Source organism: Streptomyces sp. NPDC053427 (genome assembly GCF_044544985.1).
Lineage (GTDB): Bacteria > Actinomycetota > Actinomycetes > Streptomycetales > Streptomycetaceae > Streptomyces.
The window spans coordinates 358,605-378,713 of the sequence record NZ_JBITYA010000006.1; the positions used below are offsets into that span (position 1 = coordinate 358,605).

At 70.9% G+C, this 20,109-nt stretch carries 16 protein-coding genes; 4 read left to right on the forward strand and 12 right to left on the reverse strand.

Annotation, left to right across the window (positions count from 1 at the left end):
- Positions 1 to 25: 25 nt before the first annotated feature.
- The 6 genes from ACIGWZ_RS19060 to ACIGWZ_RS19085 form a co-directional block, all read right to left on the reverse strand.
- Complete coding sequence (locus tag ACIGWZ_RS19060; RefSeq protein ID WP_400066042.1) at positions 26 to 853, reverse strand: shikimate dehydrogenase; 828 nt, start codon at positions 851 to 853, stop codon at positions 26 to 28.
- Complete coding sequence (mltG, locus tag ACIGWZ_RS19065) at positions 850 to 2,562, reverse strand: endolytic transglycosylase MltG (RefSeq protein ID WP_400066044.1); 1,713 nt, start codon at positions 2,560 to 2,562, stop codon at positions 850 to 852. Before mltG ends, ACIGWZ_RS19060 begins: the two co-directional genes overlap by 4 nt.
- Positions 2,563 to 2,694: 132 nt before the next feature.
- On the reverse strand, positions 2,695 to 3,159 hold the full coding sequence (gene ruvX, locus ACIGWZ_RS19070) for a Holliday junction resolvase RuvX (RefSeq protein WP_400066463.1): 465 nt from the start codon (positions 3,157 to 3,159) through the stop codon (positions 2,695 to 2,697).
- Positions 3,160 to 3,173: 14 nt separating this feature from the next.
- Positions 3,174 to 5,843: an alanine--tRNA ligase gene (alaS, locus tag ACIGWZ_RS19075; RefSeq protein ID WP_400066046.1), complete on the reverse strand. Its 2,670-nt coding sequence runs from the start codon at positions 5,841 to 5,843 to the stop codon at positions 3,174 to 3,176.
- Positions 5,843 to 6,190, reverse strand: coding sequence for a DUF6167 family protein (locus tag ACIGWZ_RS19080; protein ID WP_400066048.1), 348 nt, complete (start codon positions 6,188 to 6,190; stop codon positions 5,843 to 5,845). Before ACIGWZ_RS19080 ends, alaS begins: the two co-directional genes overlap by 1 nt.
- A gap of 8 nt (positions 6,191 to 6,198) precedes the next feature.
- Positions 6,199 to 6,633: a DUF948 domain-containing protein gene (locus ACIGWZ_RS19085; RefSeq protein WP_400066050.1), complete on the reverse strand. Its 435-nt coding sequence runs from the start codon at positions 6,631 to 6,633 to the stop codon at positions 6,199 to 6,201.
- Positions 6,634 to 6,814: 181 nt separating this feature from the next.
- On the opposite strand from ACIGWZ_RS19085, the gene ACIGWZ_RS19090 reads away from it, so the two are divergent.
- Positions 6,815 to 9,013: an ATP-binding protein gene (locus ACIGWZ_RS19090; RefSeq protein ID WP_400066051.1), complete on the forward strand. Its 2,199-nt coding sequence runs from the start codon at positions 6,815 to 6,817 to the stop codon at positions 9,011 to 9,013.
- A gap of 25 nt (positions 9,014 to 9,038) precedes the next feature.
- Here the strand turns inward: ACIGWZ_RS19090 and rpsD are convergent, their stop codons facing one another.
- The gene (gene rpsD / locus ACIGWZ_RS19095; RefSeq protein WP_393541036.1) at positions 9,039 to 9,650 is read right to left on the reverse strand and encodes a 30S ribosomal protein S4; all 612 of its coding nucleotides are present in this window, start codon (positions 9,648 to 9,650) and stop codon (positions 9,039 to 9,041) included.
- 182 nt (positions 9,651 to 9,832) lie between these two features.
- Between rpsD and ACIGWZ_RS19100 the strand changes: the two genes are divergently transcribed.
- Positions 9,833 to 10,585 carry a DUF2470 domain-containing protein gene (locus ACIGWZ_RS19100; RefSeq protein ID WP_400066054.1) on the forward strand — a complete coding sequence of 251 codons (753 nt, stop codon included), beginning with the start codon at positions 9,833 to 9,835 and terminating at the stop codon, positions 10,583 to 10,585.
- 47 nt (positions 10,586 to 10,632) lie between these two features.
- Here the strand turns inward: ACIGWZ_RS19100 and ACIGWZ_RS19105 are convergent, their stop codons facing one another.
- From ACIGWZ_RS19105 to ACIGWZ_RS19120, 4 genes are all read right to left on the reverse strand, one after another.
- On the reverse strand, positions 10,633 to 11,991 hold the full coding sequence (locus ACIGWZ_RS19105) for a replication-associated recombination protein A (RefSeq protein WP_400066056.1): 1,359 nt from the start codon (positions 11,989 to 11,991) through the stop codon (positions 10,633 to 10,635).
- Positions 11,992 to 12,087: 96 nt separating this feature from the next.
- Complete coding sequence (locus tag ACIGWZ_RS19110; protein ID WP_400066058.1) at positions 12,088 to 12,732, reverse strand: vitamin K epoxide reductase family protein; 645 nt, start codon at positions 12,730 to 12,732, stop codon at positions 12,088 to 12,090.
- A gap of 184 nt (positions 12,733 to 12,916) precedes the next feature.
- On the reverse strand, positions 12,917 to 14,179 hold the full coding sequence (hisS, locus tag ACIGWZ_RS19115; protein ID WP_400066060.1) for a histidine--tRNA ligase: 1,263 nt from the start codon (positions 14,177 to 14,179) through the stop codon (positions 12,917 to 12,919).
- Positions 14,180 to 14,190: 11 nt separating this feature from the next.
- A complete protein-coding gene (locus tag ACIGWZ_RS19120) occupies positions 14,191 to 14,904 on the reverse strand; it encodes an MBL fold metallo-hydrolase (RefSeq protein WP_400066062.1) in 714 nt (237 codons plus the stop codon).
- Positions 14,905 to 15,102: 198 nt separating this feature from the next.
- On the opposite strand from ACIGWZ_RS19120, the gene ACIGWZ_RS19125 reads away from it, so the two are divergent.
- Both ACIGWZ_RS19125 and ACIGWZ_RS19130 read left to right on the forward strand, forming a co-directional pair.
- Complete coding sequence (locus ACIGWZ_RS19125; RefSeq protein WP_400066064.1) at positions 15,103 to 15,933, forward strand: peptidylprolyl isomerase; 831 nt, start codon at positions 15,103 to 15,105, stop codon at positions 15,931 to 15,933.
- Between the two features lie 252 nt (positions 15,934 to 16,185).
- Complete coding sequence (locus ACIGWZ_RS19130) at positions 16,186 to 17,415, forward strand: DUF349 domain-containing protein (RefSeq protein ID WP_400066066.1); 1,230 nt, start codon at positions 16,186 to 16,188, stop codon at positions 17,413 to 17,415.
- A 63-nt stretch (positions 17,416 to 17,478) separates the two neighbouring features.
- Here ACIGWZ_RS19130 and ACIGWZ_RS19135 read toward each other — a convergent pair whose 3' ends face one another.
- The gene (locus ACIGWZ_RS19135; protein ID WP_400066068.1) at positions 17,479 to 20,079 is read right to left on the reverse strand and encodes a RelA/SpoT family protein; all 2,601 of its coding nucleotides are present in this window, start codon (positions 20,077 to 20,079) and stop codon (positions 17,479 to 17,481) included.
- Between the last annotated feature and the right edge of the window lie 30 nt (positions 20,080 to 20,109).

Genomic DNA, 20,109 nt, shown 5'->3' on the forward strand with positions numbered 1-20,109 from the left:
CGGACCGGGCCGTCCGTCGAGTGGATCAGCGAGCGGCGAGCGCCGCCTCGCCCGCGGTGCGCATCGCGGCCAGCGGGGCCGGTGAGCGGCCGGTCATCTGCTCGACCTGGAGAACGGCCTGGTGGACCAGCAGGTCGAGCCCGCCGACCACCGCGCCGCCGCGGTCGGCCCAGGCGGTGGCCAGCGCCGTCGGCCAGGGCTCGTAAAGGACGTCGAAGAGCGTGCCGGGCCGGTCGGGCACGGCGGCGGCGAGCGCGTCGGTGGTGCCGGCCGGGGTGGTGGCGATGGTCAGCGGCGCCCCGAAGGCCTCGGCGGCGTCCTCCCAGGGGGCGGTGGTGACCGCGACGCCCAGCCGCTCGCCCCAGCCGCGCATCTCCTCGGCGCGGGCGTCGCTGCGGACGTACGCGGTGACCTCGCCGGTGCAGACACGGGAGAGCGCGGCGAGGGCGGAGGAGGCGGTGGCGCCCGCGCCCAGGACGGATGCCCGCTCGACCGTTTCCACGCCGCGCTCGCGCAGCGCGGCGAGCATGCCCGGGATATCGGTGTTGTCGCCGGTGCGGCGGCCGTCGGCCGTGAAGACGACGGTGTTCACCGCCTCGACCGAGGCCGCGGTGTCGGAGACCTCGTCGAGCAGCGGGATCACCGCCCGCTTCAGCGGCATGGTCAGGGAAAGGCCCGCCCATTCGGGGCCGAGCTTCTCGATGAATCCGGGCAGCGCGGCCTCGTCCACCTCGAAGCGGTCATACGTCCAGCCCGTCAGGCCCAGTTCCGCATAGGCGGCGCGGTGCAGGACCGGGGAGAGGGAATGGGCGATCGGGGAACCGAGGACCGCGGCGCGGCATGTGGGACTCATTGCTCGGGTTTTCCGTGTTCCTTCAGGTAGATGCGGCGGTTGCGCTCCTGCTCTTCGTTCGTCGCGGCGAACAGCGTCTTTTCCGGGCTGATCGAGACGAAGTAGTACCAGTTGCCGTCGGCCGGGTGGATGGCCGAATTCATCGCCACCTCACCCGGATTGCCGATCGGCCCCGGCGGCAGTCCCTTGAATTTGTAGGTGTTGTAGGCGTCGTTGAATTTCCGCAGATCGTCGACGGTCCCGGTGTCCAGGGTGCTTCGCGACCTGGCGTAGTTCACCGTCGAGTCGAAGTCGAGCAGCCCGTAGGTCTCGGTGTTGTCCGGCTTGAGGCGGTTGTAGACGACCCGCGCGACCTTGACGAAGTCGTGCTTGTACTTGCCCTCGGCCTGCGTGAGGCTGGCGACGGTGAGCAGTTGGAGCGGCGACCGCAGGTGGAGCTTGCGGGCATTGCCTTCCAGGTCGTACTTCGCGTAGACCTGATTGGCGCGCGCGACCATCTGCTTGAGGACCGCGGCCGGCTTCGCGTGGTCGCCCACGCTGTACGTGGACGGATAGAGGAAACCTTCCAGCGGGTCCTTTATCTTCCCGTTGTCGTCGGCCCAGGAGGGCAGGCCGAGATGCTTGACCTCGGCCTCGGCGACGTTCTTGGTCGTGCCCGTCTTGAGCTGGAGCTTTTTGTCGATGAGCGCGTAGATGTCCTTGGCGCGCAGACCCTCGCGGATCGTGAGGCCGTTACGGCTCTTGGGGTCCAGCATCATCTCCATGGCCGCGGCCGCCGACATGTGCTTGTGCAGCGAATACGTGCCGGGCTGCAGGGACCGCGACTTCTTGTCGTCCTCGGACGCCGCGTCGCTGAACGCCTTGGCGCTCTTGATCACGCCCTTTTTCGCGAGGATCTCGCCCATGTCCGAAGCAAGCGAACCGTCCGGAATCTCGACCTGTACGGTGCCGGATCCCTCTCCCTCGTAATCGGGCGCCGGCCCGAAGTGGGCCATGACGAAGTCATAGCCGAAGTAGCCGACGGCGCCGACCGCTCCGGCGAAGACCAGCGTCACGACCAGACAGGCCCGGCCGCTGCGGCGTTTGTTCTTCTTGCCGCTCTTCTTGCCGTTCTTCGTGCCGCGCCGCTCGCGGCCGCCCCGGCGCCCGCGCGGGTCGTCGTCGGGGTGGCCGTCGTCATCGTCGTCCTCGTCCGCGGCGAAGAACGAGTGCTCCGGCTCCGGTTCCCGCGGCCGCTCGGGATCGGCCCGCCAGTCGTCGCCCGCCGTGTCCTGGTACGGCGGCTCCGTGTGCTGCTCGTACTGCCCGTACTGGTCGTACTCCTGCGCATGCTGCTGCGGCGCGTACTGCTGCTGGTGCTGTTGCTGTGGCGCGTACTGCTGCTGGTGCTGCGCATGCTGCTGCGGCTGCTGCTGGTACGGGTCCTGCTGACCGTAGTAGTCCTGCCCCGCCCCGCCGTACGGATCGGCCGGCTGCTGCTGCTGCTGGGCATAGGGGTCGTACGGGTCGTACGGCAGCTGCCCGCCCTGCGTACCGTCCCAGCCGCCGTCGTACTGCTGCTGGGGATGGTGCTGCTGGGGGTAGGGAGCGGACTGCTGTCCGTTCCACTGGGGCTGCTGTGCCTGGCCTCCGTAGGGACCCTGGTCTCCGTAGAGCGGGTCCTCGGGATGCCACGGTTCGGAGCCGTAGCCCCGGCCATACTCGGTCATCGATCCCCTAGAGCCGAGAGGCGGTCGCGCTCCGGCCTGGCAGCGCGACTGCGGTGTTACCGATCCGCCTCTACTTGCACGCGCGGCTGTTCGAACCGCCGCCACATCGCGCGGAACGTTACCGTATCGCGATCAGATGACCACTTCGACGCTCTCCCCCGGCGCCTGACCGGAGGTCCGTTCGGTTTCCAGCGCGCTCTGCAGGATGACCACCGCGGCCGCCTGGTCGACCACCGAGCGGCCCTTCTTGCTGCGCACTCCGGAGGCCCGCAGGCCGTGGGTCGCGGTGACCGTCGACATCCGCTCGTCGACCAGCCGGACGCCCACGGGCGCGATGTTCTTTGCCAACTCCTGGGCGAAGGCGCGCACCTTGGCCGCGGCCGGCCCCTCTCCCCCACTGAGGGAGCGGGGCAGGCCGACCACGACCTCGAGCGGCTCGTACTCGTCGATGATCGCCTTGAGACGGCGGTGCGCCGACGGCACGTCCCGCCCCGGCACGGTCTCGACGGGGGTGGCGAGGACCCCATCGGGGTCGCACGAGGCGACCCCGATACGGGCGTCCCCGACATCCACGGCGATGCGCCGGCCGCGTCGCATCTCACTCACGCGCTTCAGGCCGCCTCGGTGACGAGCCGTTCGACGGCCTCGATGGCCTCGGGCACGGCGGCCGGGTTCTGGCCGCCGCCCTGGGCGACGTCCGGCTTGCCGCCGCCGCCTCCGCCGAGCGTCTTGGCGGCCGTACGGACCAGGTCACCGGCCTTGATACCGCGCTCGCGGGCGGCCTCGTTGGTGGCGATGACCGTCACCGGGCGCCCGTTGGCGACCGAGAACAGGGCCACGACGGCGGCGCGGTCGCCCTGGATCCGGCCCCGCACGTCGAGGACCAGCTTGCGCAGGTCGTCGGCGGACGTGCCGTCCGGGACCTGGCCGACGGCCAGCGCCACCCCGCGGACGTCCTTGGCGCCCGCGGCCAGCCCGGCGGCGGCCTGGAGCACCTTCTCGGCGCGGAACTTCTCGATCTCCTTCTCGGCGTCCTTCAGCTTGGCCAGGACCCCGGAGATCTTCTCCGGCAGCTCCTCCGGACGCCCCTTGACCAGCTCGGTCAGCTGCGAGACGACGGTGTGCTCGCGGGCCAGGAACCGGTAGGCGTCCACGCCGACCAGCGCCTCGACGCGGCGCACGCCGGAGCCGATGGAGGACTCGCCGAGCAGCTTCACCAGGCCCAGCTGGGCGGTGTTGTGGACGTGCGTACCGCCGCACAGCTCCTTGGAGAAGTCGCCGATGGTGACCACGCGGACGCGGTCGCCGTACTTCTCGCCGAACTCGGCGATGGCGCCCTGCTTCTTGGCGTCCTCCATGCTCATGACCTCGGCGTGGACGTCGAGCTCACGGGCGAGGACGTCGTTGATCTTCTGCTCGACGTCGGTGAGGACCGTGCCGGGCACGGCGGCCGGCGAGCCGAAGTCGAAGCGGAAGCGGCCCGGGGAGTTCTCCGAGCCGGCCTGGGCGGCCGTCGGGCCCAGCGCGTCGCGCAGCGCCTGGTGGGTGAGGTGGGTGGCGCTGTGGGCGCGGGCGATGGCGCGGCGGCGGGTGACGTCGATGGCGGCGTACGCGGCGGAGCCGAGCACCACCTCACCGACCTGGACGACGCCCTTGTGGACCGTGACGCCGGGTACCGGCTGCTGGACGTCGCGGACCTCGACGACGGCGCCGGAGTCCAGCTTGATCCGGCCGGTGTCGGCGAGCTGGCCGCCGCCCTCGGCGTAGAAGGGGGTGCGGTCCAGGACGACCTCGACCTCGTCGCCCTCGTGGGCGGCGGGCGCCGGGACGCCGTTGACCAGCAGGCCGACGACGGCGGACTCGCCCTCGGTGGCGCTGTAGCCGGTGAATTCCGTGGCGCCGGACTTGTCGGCGACCTCGCGGTAGGCCGACAGGTCGGCGTGGCCGCTCTTCTTGGCCTGGGCGTCCGCCTTGGCGCGCTCCCGCTGCTCCTTCATCAGGCGGCGGAAGCCGTCCTCGTCCACCGACAGGCCCTGCTCGGCGGCCATTTCGAGGGTGAGGTCGATCGGGAAGCCCCAGGTGTCGTGGAGCAGGAAGGCCTTGTCGCCGGCCAGGATCTTGCCGCCGGAGGCCTTGGTTTCGGTGACGGCGGTGTCGAGGATGTTCGTGCCGGCCTTCAGCGTCTTGACGAAGGCGGCCTCCTCGGCGAGGGCGACCGTCTCGATGCGGCGGCGGTCCTCCAGCAGCTCCGGGTACTGCTGGCCCATCGTCTTGATGACGACGTCCAGCAGCTCGCCGACGACCAGCCCCTTGGCGCCGAGCAGGCGCATGTTGCGGATGGCGCGGCGCATGATGCGGCGCAGGACGTAGCCGCGGCCTTCGTTGCCGGGGGTGACGCCGTCGCCGATGAGCATCGTGGACGTACGGATGTGGTCGGCCACGACGCGCAGCGAGACATCGCTGTCGTGCGCGGCGCCGTAGCGGACGCCGGTCAGCTCGGTGGCCTTGTCGATGACGACGCGGAGGGTGTCCGTCTCGTACATGTTCGGGACGTCCTGCAGGATCATCGCCAGGCGCTCGAGGCCGAGGCCGGTGTCGATGTTCTTGCTGGGCAGGTCGCCGAGGATCTCGAAGTCCTCCTTGCCCGTGCCGGCGCCGCGCTCGTACTGCATGAAGACCAGGTTCCAGATCTCCACGTACCGCTCGTCGTTGACGGCCGGGCCGCCCTCGATGCCGAATTCCGGGCCGCGGTCGTAGTTGATCTCGGAGCACGGGCCGCAGGGGCCCGGGACGCCCATGGACCAGTAGTTCTCCTTCTTGCCCAGGCGCTGGATGCGCTCCTTGGGCACGCCGACGACCTCGTGCCAGAGGCGCTCGGCCTCGTCGTCGTCGAGGTAGACGGTGATCCAGAGCTTCTCCGGGTCGAGGCCGTAGCCGCCGTCGGCCTGCGAGCCGGTCAGCAGCTCCCAGGCGTACTTGACGGCGCCTTCCTTGAAGTAGTCGCCGAAGGAGAAGTTGCCGCACATCTGGAAGAACGTGCCGTGCCGGGTGGTCTTGCCGACCTCTTCGATGTCCGGCGTACGCACGCACTTCTGGACGCTCGTGGCGCGCGGCGCGGGCGGCTTGACCTCGCCGAGGAAGTACGGCTTGAAGGGGACCATGCCCGCGTTGACGAGCAGCAGCGTCGGGTCGTCCGCGATGAGCGACGCCGACGGCACGACGGTGTGCCCACGCTCTTCGAAGAAGCGCAGCCAGCGGCGGCGGATTTCAGCCGACTCCATCAGTGGTCCTCATTTCCAGTCGGTCCGGTCAACCCGGGCTGTCCCGGGGTTCTCGTGGTGCGGTGGTGCGTTTCGAGCGCCGCGTGGGAGCGCGGCGCGGGCAGCTCGCGAACCTCGCTCGTCCCGTTCAGTCCGAGCGCGTCGTGCAGCTGTTCTTCACGGTCCGCCATTCCCGTGCGTACGTCCAATGCAAATTGGCGCAGCCGGTGTCCGGTCTCGACGGCCTTGTCCGCGGCCTGCGCGGCGAGGCTGTCGGGCTGCAGCTTGCGCAGCTTTCGGTGGACCTTGTTGGTGGCCCACACTCCGGCGGCGGCGCCGGTGGTGAACCAGAATGCGCGGCGGAACATCGCTGTGATCAGTCCTTGGAGCGACGGTTACGGCGCCCGCCGCGGCGGGCGCCGGGCAGGGTTCGGCCGACGACGACGGTGCGCTTGGGCTCGCCTTCGCCCTTCTTGCCGATCGCGCGGCGCACGCCGTAACCGAACGCGGCGACCTTGACCAGCGGTCCGCCGAAGGCGGAGGAGACGGTCGAGGAGAGCGCGGAGGCGTTGGCGGTGACCTCTTGGACATCGGCGGCGATGGCGTCGACGCGGGCCAGCTGGGTGTGCGCGGAGCGGACCGTTGCGGAGGCGTCGGCCAGGAGGGGCACCGCCTGGTCGGACACCTCGGCCACCAGCTTGGTCGTTGCCTTGAGGGTCGCGGCCAGCCTCACCAGCACGAGGGCGAGGAACGACACGAGGATCGCCCAGAAGACGGCCACGAGGATCCCGGCCACCTCTCCACCGGACACGCTGGCACCACTCTCCGACTGGTTGGGGCTGGTCTCGTCCCGCTCGCCTCGTCCTGCTCGAACGGCAACCTCGACCTTATCGCGCCGTGACTGTCCGTCCGTACCCCGTTCCCCGTGCCGCGACGGCAATCGAAAGCTGCGATTGTACGGTCCGCACGGGTCCGAGTACGCTCCGTGTGCCATGCGACGCATTCCGCGCCCCGACGGCTCGTCCGGCCCCTCTTCCTCGCGTCCGCCGCTACCGGGAGGTCCGGGGAACCTGCCCGCGGAACTCAATCGGTTCATCGGCCGCGACGACGAACTGTCCGCGCTGGCGCAGCGGCTGGAATCCGCCCGCCTGGTGACGCTGACCGGCCTGGGCGGCGTCGGCAAGTCCCGGCTCGCCCTCCGAGCGGCAGCGATCTTGCAGGATCGCTTCTGCGACGGTGCCCGGCTGGTCGAGATCTCGTCGCTGCGCGATCCCCAGGTCCTGGAGCACGCCTTCGTCGAGGCACTGGCGCCGGTCGACCACACCGGCCGGCCGCCGCGGGCCGCGCTGTGCGACCACCTCGCCGGCCGCGAACTGCTGCTCGTCCTGGACGGGTACGAGCATCTGGTGGCCGAGTGCGCCGAGCTGACCGGGGAGCTGCTGCGCCGCGCCCCGGGGCTGCGGGTGCTGGCCGCGGGCCGGCGTCCGCTCGGGCTGCCCGGCGAGCAGAACCTGCCGCTGGCGCCGATGAACGAGGCCGATGCCGCCGCCCTCTTCGGTGACCGCGCCAGGGCGGTCGTCGCGGACTTCGCCGTCGGCCCCGCCGACGAGGCCTCCGTCGCCGAGCTCTGCCGCCGCCTCGACGGCATCCCGCTCGCCCTGGAACTGGCCGCCGGGCGCCTGCGCGCCCTCTCCGTCGACCAGGTGCTGCACCGCCTCGACGACCGCTTCCGGCTGCTGACCGGGACGACCCGCGGCACCCCGCCCCGCCACCAGACGCTCCGTACGGCCATCGGCTGGAGCCATGAGCTGTGCACGCCCCAGGAGCGGCTGCTGTGGGCCCGGCTGTCGGTCTTCGCCGGGCAGTTCGACCTGGAGGCGGCGGAGTACGTCTGCTCGGGCCCGGACCTGCCCGCCGATGAACTCCTCGACGTCATCGGGGAGTTGGTGGCGCAGTCGGTGCTCGTACGGGAGGAGATCGCGGCCGGGGTGCGCTACCGGATGCTGGACACCGTGCGGGCCTACGGCGCCGACTGGCTGGAGGCGACGCAGGACGGCGACCGGCTGCGGCGGCGGCACCGGGACTGGTACCTGGGGCTGGCCACGTGGTGCGAGCTGGACTGGTTCAGCCCCCGGCAGGCCGAGGTCGCGGCCCGGATCGAGGCCGAGCTGCCCAATCTGCGGGTCGCGTTGGAGCAGAGCCTGGAGGGTGAGGGGGACGCGTATCTCGGCCAGTACCTGGCGGGCACGCTGTGGTTCTACTGGGTGGGCTGCGGACGGCTCTCGGAGGGCCGGCAGTGGCTCGACCGGGCGCTGGAGCTGGAGAGCGATCACGACGAAGCGCGGCTGAAGGCGCTGTGGGTGGTCGGCTATGTCGCGGTGCTCCAGGGCGACACCCTCGGCGCGATGGCGGCGCTCCAGGAGTGCCGCGAGGAGGCCGAGCGTACGGACAACGCCACCGCGGCCGCGTACGCGCTGCACCGCACCGGCTGCCTGGCGCTGGTCTGCGACGACATGCCGCGCGCCGAGAAGCTGCTGAGCGGGGCGCTGGTGCGCTACCGGGAGATCGGCGAGCTCAACAGCAATGTGCTGATGGGGCAGGTCGAGCTGGCGATGGCGGTGGCCTTCCAGGGCGAGCTCGCGTACGCGGTGCGGCTGTGCGAGGACGTGCAGCAGGTGTGCGGGGACCACGGCGAGCGCTGGACGCTGGCGTATGCGCTGTTCGTGCTGGCCTTCGCGGCGTGGACCGGCGGCGAGGGCGGACGGGCCCGGGAGCTGCTGGAGGAGTGCCTGGCCATCGACCACACCTTCCACGATCTGCTGGGGGCGGTGCTGGCGATCGAGCTGCTGGCGCTGGTGACGCTCGGCGAGGGGGACGCGGAGGAGGCGGCGGTGCTCCAGGGCGCGGCGGGCCGGATCTGGCCGTCGGTGGGACTGCCGCTGTTCGGCTCGCGCTATTTCAACCAGCCGCATGCGCTGTGCGAGGAGCAGGCCCGGGAGCGGCTGGGCGCGGAGCGCTACGAGGCGTGCGTACGGGCCGGGGGTGGGCTGGACCTGGACCGTACGGTGGCCCGGATCCTGGGGAGCACCGAGGGGGCGCCGGGGCCGTGCCGTACGGTCCGCATCGCGCCGCCGGCCACCAACGAGCCCGCCGCCTCCCCCTCCGCGAGCGGCGGGGAGACGGCGGGCTGAGGTGGTGCTGCGCCTGCGGTGGTGCTTAGCGGGCGTAGTACTCGACGACGAGCTGCTCGTCGCAGATCACCGGGATCTCCTTGCGGTTCGGGTCCCGGTCGAGGCGGAACGCGAGAGCCGGCAGGTTGACCTCGAGGTAGCGCGGGGTCTCGCCGTCGGTGTCGTAGCCACCCTCACGCGCGACCTGGAAGGGGTGCTTCTCGCGGCTGCGCTCGCGGACCTGCACGACGTCGCCGGGGCGCACGCGGAAGGACGGCTTGTCGACCTTGCGGTCGTTGACCGCGATGTGGCCGTGCACGACCATCTGGCGGGCCTGGTAGATGGTGCGGGCGATGCCGGAACGCAGGACGAGCGCGTCCAGACGGCGCTCAAGCTCGATGATCAGCGCTTCGCCGGTCTTGCCTTCGACCTTCCGAGCGCGGTCGTAGGCACGCGCCATCTGGCGCTCGCTGATGTCGTACTGCGCACGCAGACGCTGCTTCTCGAGCAGCCGGACCTTGTAGTCACTGGTCTGCTTGCGGCCACGGCCGTGCTCGCCGGGCGGGTAGGGACGGGCCTCGAAGTACTTGACGGCCTTCGGCGTCAGCGCGATGCCGAGCGCGCGGGACTTCTTGACCTTGGGACGCGACTGGTTCACGTGGAACGGACCTCCGTGTAAGTTAGGTGAGGCTTACCTTAGCGCGAGGAGAACGCATGTTTCGACCTGGGATCCCCCTGCCCGGCACACACAGCACCGAGGCGGGTCAGCCGCGTCCCGTGGAAAACGCCCAGCGGCCCACTGCCGCCGAGCGTGCACGAACCCTCGTCGAGTCCAATGGTATGGGGTCGCTGAGCATTCCTGGAGTCGAGGATCCCGACGAGACGGGGCTCTCGGCGCCCGTCTGCCGGACCGTGACACCCGACGGAGACGTGCTGTTGCTGGTTCCTGGCGACTCTGCGGCGGCCCGCGCGGCCGCCTACGCCCAGGACGACGACCTCACCGCCGTGATGGAGATCACGGATGTCGCACCCGTCTCCGTGCCCCATCGCATCCGCGGCCGCGCCTGGGTGGCCGGCTGGCTCACCGCCGTACGCAACGAGCAGCGCGCCGAGGCCGCGATGCTGCTCGCCGAGCGGCACCCCGTCGGCGAGCTGCTGGGCATCGGCGAGGCGCTCCAGCCGCACCCGGCGCCGGGGCTGCACGAGCGGTCCGCCTGGATGATGCTGCGCCTGGAGGTCGGCGAGGGCGCGGTGGACGACCTGTGGGGCGCCGAGCCCGTCGAACCGGACGAGTTCGCCGCCGCGTCCCCCGACCCGCTGATCGCCCACGAGGCGGAGCTGCTCCAGCATCTGCACTCCGCCCACAGCGAACAGGTACGTGGCCTGTGCGCCCTTCTCGGCGACCGCTCGGCGGCGTGCGGGGTGCGCGAGCAGGCCGTCCCCGTCGGCCTCGACCGCTTCGGCCTCCGCGTCCGCTTCACCGACAGCGACCGGCGCTCGTTCGACGCCCGCTTCGACTTCCCGGAGCCGGTGCGCGACGTGGCGGAGCTGCGGCGGGCGATGCATGTGCTGTTCGACGCCGCGGCGGAGTGACGCCCCGACGGGTACGCCGGGCCCGCGTCGTGTGACGGGCCCGCCCCTCAGTCGCCGTTCTCCCCGCGCAGCCGCGCCCGGACCCGCTCCGCGACATCGGCGTAGCGCGCCTCCGCGCCGTGCCGCGTCGGGGCGTAGTACCGCTTGCCGTGCACCTCGTCCGGTGCGTACTGCTGGGCCGCGATGCCGCCCGGCAGGTCGTGCGGGTACTGGTAGCCCTGGCCGTGGCCGAGCTTTTGGGCGCCCTTGTAGTGGCTGTCGCGCAGATGGGGCGGCACCGCACCGGCCTGACCCGCCCGGACATCCGCCAGCGCGGCGTCGATGGCCAGATAGGCGGCGTTCGACTTCGGTGCCAGCGCGAGCGCGATGGTGGCCTGGCTGAGCGTGATCCGGGCCTCCGGAAAACCGATCATGGCCACCGCCTGGGCCGCGGCGACCGCGGTCCCCAGCGCCGTCGGATCGGCGAGACCGATGTCCTCGCTCGCCGAGATCATCAGCCGGCGGGCGATGAAGCGCGGGTCCTCCCCCGCCTCGATCATGCGCGCCAGGTAGTGCAGCGCGGCATCGACATCCGAGCCCCGGATCGACTTGATCAGCGCGCTGGCCACGTCGTAGTGCTGGTCGCCGTCGCGGTCGTACTTCACCGCCGCGCGGTCGACGGACTCCTCCAGCGTCTGGAGGGTGATCTCCTTCTCGCCCTTGGCCAGCGCGGATCCGGCCCCGGCCTCCAGCGCCGTCAGCGCGCGCCGGCCGTCGCCGCCCGCGATCCGCAGCAGATGCGCCTCGGTGTCCTCGGGGAGGGTGACCGCGCCGGCCAGCCCGCGCGCATCGGTCAGCGCGCGCCGCAGCAGCCCGCGCAGATCGTCGTCGGTCAGCGGCTCCAGCGTCAGCAGCAGGGACCGCGACAGCAGCGGGGAGATCACCGAGAAGTACGGGTTCTCGGTCGTCGCCGCGATCAGGGTGACCCAGCGGTTCTCCACGGCCGGCAGCAGGGAGTCCTGCTGGGCCTTGCTGAAGCGGTGGATCTCGTCGAGGAAGAGAACGGTCTCCTTGCCGTAGCCGCCCGAGGCGCGCCGGGCGCCGTCGATCACCGCCCGGACCTCCTTGACGCCCGCGGTGATCGCGGAGAGCTCCACAAAGCGTTTGTTGGTCGCCTGGCTGACGACATAGGCGAGCGTCGTCTTGCCGATGCCGGGCGGCCCCCACAGGAAGACGGAGGACGGCCCCGCGGGACCGCCCTCGCCCTCGCCCACCAGGCGCCGCAGCGGCGACCCCGGCTTGAGCAGATGCTGCTGGCCCACGACCTCGTCGAGGGTGCGCGGACGCATCCGAACGGCGAGAGGAGACCCCGCGGGGTCCTTCTCCTGGCGGTCTTCGGCGGCGGCGGTGAACAGGTCGGGCTCCACGTCGACGAGCCTATGTCACCCCACTGACAACGCCCCGTCCCCCGTCATCGACGGCGGCCGGGGCGCGGTCCGCAGCGGTGCGAAGCGGTGCGGAACCTAGATCAGGGTGCTCCAGTACGTCGACCACCACTTGGTGAGGATCAGCAGCGCGATCACGCCGTACCAGATCACCGGCAGGGCCCAGTGGAACTCGACCACGGTCCGGCGCAGCCCCGCGGGGGCCGGGACGATGCCGTGCTTGATGTTGTGCACGGTGGTGTACCAGAACATCAGGATCGTGACGAGCCAGGTCAGCGTGCACCACAGGCACAGCGAGTTGATCACGTACAGCGACTGGGCCATCAGCCACATGCAGAAGACCGAAGCGGCCAGCGTGCCGACGTTCAGCCCGATCCAGTACCAGCGGCGGAAGCGGGCGCCGGCCAGCAGGCCCACGCCGATGGCCATCACGACGCCGAAGCCGACCAGACCCGCCATCGGGTTCGGGAAGCCGAAGACCTCCGCCTGCGCGCTCTTCATGATGTTGCCGCAGGAAATGATCGGGTTGATGCTGCAGGCCGGCTTGTAGCTGGGGTCCTTCAGCAGCTCGAACTTGTCCAGGGTGATGACCCACGCCGCCAGGAGGCCCAGCGCGCTGGTGATCACCAGGAGCAGGGCGTAGCCGCGACCCGAGCCGACGGCGCCCGAGTCGCTCGTGTGCTCGTCGTCTAGGGACACGTCATCAACCGCTGTCGTCGTCATATCGCCGTTCCGTCGGTCGCTGGGGAGATGAGGCCGGGCGGGCCCGCGAGACCGCGGGCGCGCCCCTCATTCTGCCCCAACTCCGCCGCCGGCCACCGTTTGCTGCGCATAAAGGGGCTGCCCCCGGACCGGATGAATCCGCGGGCAGCCCCTTGACGCCGGACCGTGTCCGGCGCCGCACACCTCAGCCGAGCGTCCGCCTGACCTCGTCCACCACGGCGTCCAGCGCCACCGGCTGCTGCTCGCCGCTCTGGAGGTCCTTGAGCTGGACGACGCCCTCCGCCAGGTCCCGCTCGCCCGCCACCAGCGCCAGCCGCGCGCCGGAGCGGTTGGCGGACTTCATGGCGTTCTTCAGGCCCTTGCCGCCGTACGCGAAGTCGGTCGCGATGCCGGCCCGGCGCAGCTCGGTGACCGCGCCGAAGAGCACCCGGCGGGCCTCCTCGCCCAGCGGCACCGCGTACACGGCCGTCGCCGAGGGGATGTCCAGCTCGATCCCCTCGGCCTCCAGCGCCAGCACCGTACGGTCCACGCCGAGCGCCCAGCCGACGGACGGCAGCGCGGGGCCGCCGATCATCTCGGAGAGCCCGTCGTAGCGGCCGCCGCCGCCCACCGCGGACTGCGAGCCCAGGCCGTCGTGGACGAACTCGAAGGTGGTGCGGGTGTAGTAGTCCAGCCCGCGCACCAGCTTCTCGTCGTCCTCGAAGGCCACGCCCGCCGCGGTCAGCAGCTCGCGCACCTGCTCGTGGTACGCCTTGCAGGCCTCGCAGAGGTAGTCGCGCAGCATCGGCGCGCCGGTCAGCTGCTTCTGTACGGCCTCGCGCTTGTCGTCCAGGACGCGCAGCGGGTTGATGTCGACCCGGCGCCGGGTGTCCTCGTCCAGCTCCAGCCCGCGCAGGAAGTCCTGGAGGGCGGCGCGGTAGACCGGACGGCACTCCTTGTCGCCCAGCGAGTTCAGCAGGATGCGGAAGGTGCGCAGCCCCAGCGAGCGGTAGGCCTGGTCGGCCAGGATGATCAGCTCGGCGTCCAGCGCCGGGTCCTCCGCGCCGATCGCCTCGGCGCCGACCTGCGAGAAGTGGCGGTAGCGGCCCTTCTGCGGACGCTCGTAGCGGTAGTACGAGCCCGAGTACCAGAGCTTGACGGGGAGGTTGCCGCCCTTGTGGAGGTTGGCCTCCAGCGCCGCGCGCAGCACGGACGCGGTGCCTTCGGGGCGCAGCGCGAGCCGGTCGCCGCCCTTGGTCTCGAAGGCGTACATCTCCTTGGTCACGATGTCGGTGGACTCACCGACGCCGCGGGCGAACAGCTCGACGCTCTCGAAGCCCGGGGTCTCGATGTAGCCGTAGCCGGAGTTCTTCAGCGGTCCGGAGATCGCCTCGCGGACCGCGAGATAGGTCGCGGAATTCGGCGGCAGCAGGTCGTAGGTGCCCTTGGGTGCCTGAAAGGTGCTCACGGAAAGACTCGTCACATTCCTCGTCGCGGAGGGGCACTGAGGCCGTCTCCAAGGCCGGCGGCCACTTCCCGCAGATACGGGTTGTTGGCGCGCTCGCGGCCGATGGTGGTCTGGGGGCCGTGGCCGGACAGGACGACCGTGGAATCCTCCAGCGGCAGGCACACGCGCGCCAGCGACTGGAGGATCTCGGCGTGGTCGCCGCCCGGCAGATCGGTACGTCCGATGGAGCCGGCGAACAGCAGGTCGCCCGAGAAGAACACCGGCGGAATGTCCGCCTGCTCGGGCATCCGGAACGTCACCGACCCCTTGGTATGGCCCGGTGCGTGCGCGACGGAGAACTCCATCCCGGCGAGTTCCAGCGCACTGCCGTCGGTCAGCTCCTTGACGTCGTCCGGCTCCCCCACGGTCAGCTCGCCCATGAGCTGCTGCCCGATGGAGCGGCCGAGCGCCTTCTCCGGGTCGCTCATCATGAAGCGGTCCTCGGGGTGGATCCAGGCCGGGACGTCGTGCGCGCCGCACACCGGGACGACCGAGGCGACATGGTCGATATGGCCGTGGGTGAGGATGACCGCGACGGGCTTGAGCCGATGCTTTCTGACCGCGTCCTCGACTCCTTGGGCCGCCTGGTGGCCCGGGTCGATGATGACGCACTCCTCGCCTGCGGCGGGGGCGACCAGGTAGCAGTTGGTCCCCCAGGCCCCGGCGGGGAACCCGGCAATCAGCACGTTCGTCCTTAAAGGTCGGTGGAGGTCGGTCCGCGGGACCGCTCCCGGAACATCTCGGCAGCTCCAGAGCCTACCGGCGCGACTCCCACCAGGGCGAACCCGTATACGGTACGGCCACGGCAGACGGCAGCTCCCGATGCCCGGACCTCGATGCGCACAGATGCCCAGACGTCGGATGCTCAGACAAGGAGACGACCGGTGGTCAGCAAGGATCAGCGGCGGCGGCAGCTCGCCCGGGAGAAGTTCGAGCGCCAGCAGCAACGGCGGTCCGCGACTCAGCGCAAGACCAAGCGCCGCAACGTGATCATCGCGTCCACCCTGGCGGTGGTGCTCGCCGCGGGCGTCGCCGCCTACGCCTCGGCCGGGCTGGCGGGCGACGACGGGAAGGCCGACCGGGCCGCCTCGGACCCCTCGCCCACCACGCCCCCGGACCCGTGCGAGCAGCCCGCCAAGGGCGCACCCTCGCAGCGGACGTGGAAGAAGGAACCGGCCATGTCCATCGACACCGCCGCCTCCTACACCGCGAAGCTGGGCACGACCTGCGGAGGGATCGAGCTGAAGCTGGACGCGGCCGAGGCGCCGCACACCGTGAACTCCTTCGCCTTCCTGGCCGGGAAGCACTTCTTCGACCACAGCAGGTGCCACCGCCTGGTCGACCAGCAGATCTACGTCCTGCAGTGCGGCGACCCGACCGGCACCGGCGGGGGCTCGCCCGGCTACACCCTCCCGGACGAGAACCTCAAGGACCCCCGGCTCAAGGGTGACGTCTATCCGGCGGGCACGGTCGCGATGGCCAACAACTACGACGGCAAGCACGACAACACCCGCAACAGTGGCGGCAGTCAGTTCTTCCTCGTCTATCAGGACAGCCCGCTGCCCCCGAACTACACACCGTTCGGGACCGTCACCGGCGGCATGGACGTCCTGAAGAAGATCGCCGCGGCCGGTACGCGCCCCGACCCGAAAATCGGCAGCACGGCGCCGAACGCCACCGTCGTCATCGACAAGGCGGCCGTCACCAAATCCTGACCGCCCTGACCGGCATGCGGCTTTCCGCCGTTCGCCGCGGGGCGAACCGCTGAATTTCGGTCGTGCTGGATGCGGACAGCCGACCGCCGGTCGCCTAGATTGGCGTTGGGTGAGGGTGCCCGCTCCGACGGGTGCCGCCCTCGCCCGCAAGACAGCACGTCGGACCGGTCAGGGCGCGGCTCTGCCGGACAGAAACTGTGGACGATGCCGGGGGGCCGCACGCCCCCGTCGGCATCATGTGGAGGAGGCGCTGTGAGCAGCGACCCATGGGGCCGCGTCGATGAGACGGGGACCGTGTACGTGCGTACCGCCGACGGCGAGCAGGTCGTCGGATCGTGGCAGGCGGGCACTCCCGAGGAGGCCCTCGCCTACTTCGAGCGCAAGTATGAGGGCCTGGTCGTCGAGATCGGCCTCCTCGAGCGCCGGGTCAGGACCACCGACCTGTCGGCGAAGGACGCCACCGCCGCGATCGATCATCTGCGGCAGCAGGTCGACGAGCACCACGCGGTGGGCGATCTGGAGGCGCTGAGGAAGCGGCTGGACAAGCTCGTCGAGGCCGTCGAGTCGCGGCGCGAGGAGCGCAAGGCCCAGAAGGCCAAGCAGAGCGACGAGGCCCGCCACGCCAAGGAGAAGCTGGTCGCCGAGGCCGAGGAGCTGGCCGCCAGCGAGCAGTGGCGGGCGGCGGGTGAGCGGCTGCGGGCGCTGGTCGACACCTGGAAGGGCCTGCCCCGGCTGGACCGCAAGGCGGACGACGAGCTGTGGCACCGCTTCTCGCACGCCCGCTCCGCGTTCTCCAAGCGGCGCAAGGCGCACTTCGCCTCGCTGGACGCGCAGCGCGAGGAGTCCCGTAAGGCCAAGGAGAAGCTGGTCGCCGAGGCCGAGTCGCTGTCGAACTCGACGGACTGGGGCACCACCGCCGCCCGCTACCGCGAGCTGATGGCCGACTGGAAGGCCGCCGGCCGTGCCCAGCGCGAGCACGAGGACGACCTGTGGAACCGCTTCCGTGGCGCCCAGGACATCTTCTTCCAGGCGCGCGGCGAAATCTTCGCGGAGCGCGACGCCGAGCAGCGGGAGAACCTCACCCGCAAGGAGGAGCTAGCCATCGAGGCCGAGAAGCTGCTCCCGGTCTCGGACCTGAAGGGCGCGCGGTCCGCGTTCCGGTCGATCAACGAGCGGTGGGAGGCCATCGGCCACGTCCCGCGGGACGCCCGCCCGAAGATCGAGGGCCGGATGCATGCCGTCGAGCGCGCCATCCAGGAGGCCGAGGAGACCGAGTGGCGCCGGACGAACCCCGAGGCGCGGGCCCGTGCCGCGGGGCTGACCGGCCAGCTCCAGGACGCCGTCGACAAGCTGGAGAAGCAGATCGAGACGGCGCGCGCGGCGGGCAACAACGCCAAGGCCGACAAGCTGGGCCGCGAGCTGGAAGGCCGCAAGGCACTGCTGGACCAGGCCCTGAAGGGCCTTGAGGAGTTCGGCGGCTGAGCAGGAGCGCGGCACACGAAGCGGGCCCCGGTACCTGTACCGGGGCCCGCTTCGTGTCTGCGTCTACGGCCTGCGCGCCGACGTCACCCGATACACGTCGTACACGCCCTCCACGCCCCGTACGGCCTTGAGCACATGGCCCAGGTGCTTGGGGTCGCCCATCTCGAAGGTGAAGCGCGAGGTGGCGACCCGGTCGCGGGACGTCTGGACGGCGGCGGACAGGATGTTGACGTGCTGGTCGGAGAGGATGCGCGTGACGTCCGACAGGAGCCGGGAGCGGTCCAGCGCCTCGACCTGGATGGCGACCAGGAAGACCGAGGACTGGGTGGGCGCCCATTCGACGTCGAGGATCCGCTCCGGCTGCTTGGACAGCGAGTCGACGTTGACGCAGTCGGCGCGGTGCACCGAGACGCCGTTGCCGCGGGTGACGAAGCCGATGATGGGGTCGCCCGGCACCGGCGTACAGCAGCGGGCGAGCTTGACCCACACATCGTCGACGCCCTTGACGACCACACCGGGGTCGGCGCTGGAGCGGCGCTTGGAGCGCGGCCGGATCGGCGTGGACTCGGCGATGTCCTCGGTGGCCTCGTCCTGGCCGCCGAGCGCCTGCACCAGCTTCTGCACGACGCCCTGGGCCGCGACATGGCCCTCGCCGATGGCGGCGTAGAGGGAGGAGATGTCGGGGTAGCGCATCTCGTGCGCCAGGGTGACCAGGGAGTCGCCGGTCAGGATCCGCTGGATGGGCAGGTTCTGCTTGCGCATGGCGCGCGCGATGGCGTCCTTGCCCTGCTCGATGGCCTCGTCGCGGCGCTCCTTGGAGAACCAGCCGCGGATCTTGTTGCGGGCGCGCGGCGACTTGACGAAGCCGAGCCAGTCGCGGGACGGTCCGGCGCCCGGCGCCTTGGAGGTGAAGACCTCCACCAGGTCGCCGTTGTCCAGGGTCGATTCGAGCGGTACGAGGCGGCCGTTGACCCGCGCGCCTATCGTGCGGTGGCCGACCTCGGTGTGCACCGCGTAGGCGAAGTCGACGGGGGTGGCGCCGGCCGGCAGCGCTATCACATCGCCCTTCGGCGTGAAGACGAAGACTTCGTTGCGGGAGAGGTCGAAGCGCAGCGACTCCAGGAACTCGCCCGGGTCCTCGGTCTCCTTCTGCCAGTCGAGCAACTGCCGCAGCCAGGCCATGTCGTTGACGGTGTCCTGGCCCGCGCCCTTGCCGACACCCTTGGGGATGTCCGTACGGATCTTGGAGGCGCCGGCCACCGCCTCCTGCTTGTACTTCCAGTGGGCGGCGATGCCGTACTCGGCGCGGCGGTGCATGTCGAACGTGCGGATCTGCAGCTCGACGGGCTTGCCGCTGGGTCCGATGACCGTCGTGTGCAGCGACTGGTACATGTTGAACTTCGGCATCGCGATGTAGTCCTTGAACCGGCCGGGGACCGGGTTCCATCGCGCGTGGATGGTGCCGAGGGCGGCGTAGCAGTCGCGGACGGTGTCGACGAGGACGCGGATGCCCACCAGGTCGTAGATCTCGGCGAAGTCGCGGCCGCGCACGATCATCTTCTGGTAGACGCTGTAGTAGTGCTTCGGGCGTCCGGTGACGGTGGCCTTGATGCGGGCGGCGCGCAGGTCGGCCTGGACCTCGTCGGTCACTATCGCCAGGTATTCGTCCCGCTTGGGCGCCCGCTCGGCGACCAGCCGCACGATCTCGTCGTACATCTTGGGGTAGAGGATCGCGAAGGCGAGGTCCTCCAGCTCCCACTTGATGGTGTTCATGCCCAGGCGGTGGGCCAGCGGGGCATAGATCTCGAGGGTCTCGCGGGCCTTCTTCTCCTGCTTCTCCCGCTTGAGATAGCGCATGGTGCGCATGTTGTGCAGCCGGTCGGCGAGCTTGATCACCAGGACGCGCGGGTCCTTGGCCATCGCGACGACCATCTTGCGCACGGTCTCGGCCTGCGCGGCCTCGCCGAACTTGACCCGGTCGAGCTTGGTGACGCCGTCGACCAGCAGCGCCACCTGGTCGCCGAAGTCGCGGCGCAGGGTGTCCAGGCCGTATTCGGTGTCCTCGACGGTGTCGTGCAGCAGGCCCGCCATCAGGGTGGCCGGATCCATGCCCAGCTCGGCGAGGATGGTGGTGACGGCGAGCGGGTGGGTGATGTACGGGTCGCCGCTCTTGCGCTTCTGGCCGCGGTGCCAGCGCTCGGCGACCTGATAGGCCCGCTCGACCTGGCGCAGCGTCGCGGTCTCGATCTTGGGGTCGTTGCCGCGGACGGCGCGCAGCAGCGGTTCGAGGACCGGGTTGTACGGGCTGGAGCGCTGTACGCCCAGTCGGGCGAGGCGGGCCCGTACGCGGTTGGGGGTGCCGGAGCGGCCCGCGGAGGCGGATGCGGCGGGCTTGGCCGCCTGGGAGGCGTGCGCGCCGGCCGGTTCGGCCTTGGCGGGCGGCTTGGGTGCGCCTGCGCCGGTGGCGGGCTCGGACCGGGGAGCGGCGGCACCCGGCTTCGGCTGCGAGGCCGGACCGGGCCGGTCACTGCCCCCGGCGCCGTTCTTGTCGGACCGGGGCGTGGCCGGGGACGCCGCGTCCTTGGCCTTCGGCTCGTCCTGGCGCGCGGCGGTGGATCCCTTCGGACGCAGTCCGGGGGAGAGCGGCTGGGCCTCGTCTGGCAAGAGCACTCCTCAAGCGGTTCCGGACCCCGG

Excerpts from the sequence above, each read along its gene's own strand:
- ACIGWZ_RS19060 (WP_400066042.1), bottom strand. The coding sequence starts at position 853 with ATGAGTCCCACATGCCGCGCCGCGGTCCTCGGTTCCCCGATCGCCCAT.
- mltG (WP_400066044.1), bottom strand. The coding sequence starts at position 2,562 with ATGACCGAGTATGGCCGGGGCTACGGCTCCGAACCGTGGCATCCCGAG.
- ruvX (WP_400066463.1), bottom strand. The coding sequence starts at position 3,159 with ATGCGACGCGGCCGGCGCATCGCCGTGGATGTCGGGGACGCCCGTATC.
- alaS (WP_400066046.1), bottom strand. The coding sequence starts at position 5,843 with ATGGAGTCGGCTGAAATCCGCCGCCGCTGGCTGCGCTTCTTCGAAGAG.
- ACIGWZ_RS19080 (WP_400066048.1), bottom strand. The coding sequence starts at position 6,190 with ATGTTCCGCCGCGCATTCTGGTTCACCACCGGCGCCGCCGCCGGAGTG.
- ACIGWZ_RS19090 (WP_400066051.1), top strand. The coding sequence starts at position 6,815 with ATGCGACGCATTCCGCGCCCCGACGGCTCGTCCGGCCCCTCTTCCTCG.
- ACIGWZ_RS19100 (WP_400066054.1), top strand. The coding sequence starts at position 9,833 with ATGGGGTCGCTGAGCATTCCTGGAGTCGAGGATCCCGACGAGACGGGG.
- ACIGWZ_RS19110 (WP_400066058.1), bottom strand. The coding sequence starts at position 12,732 with ATGACGACGACAGCGGTTGATGACGTGTCCCTAGACGACGAGCACACG.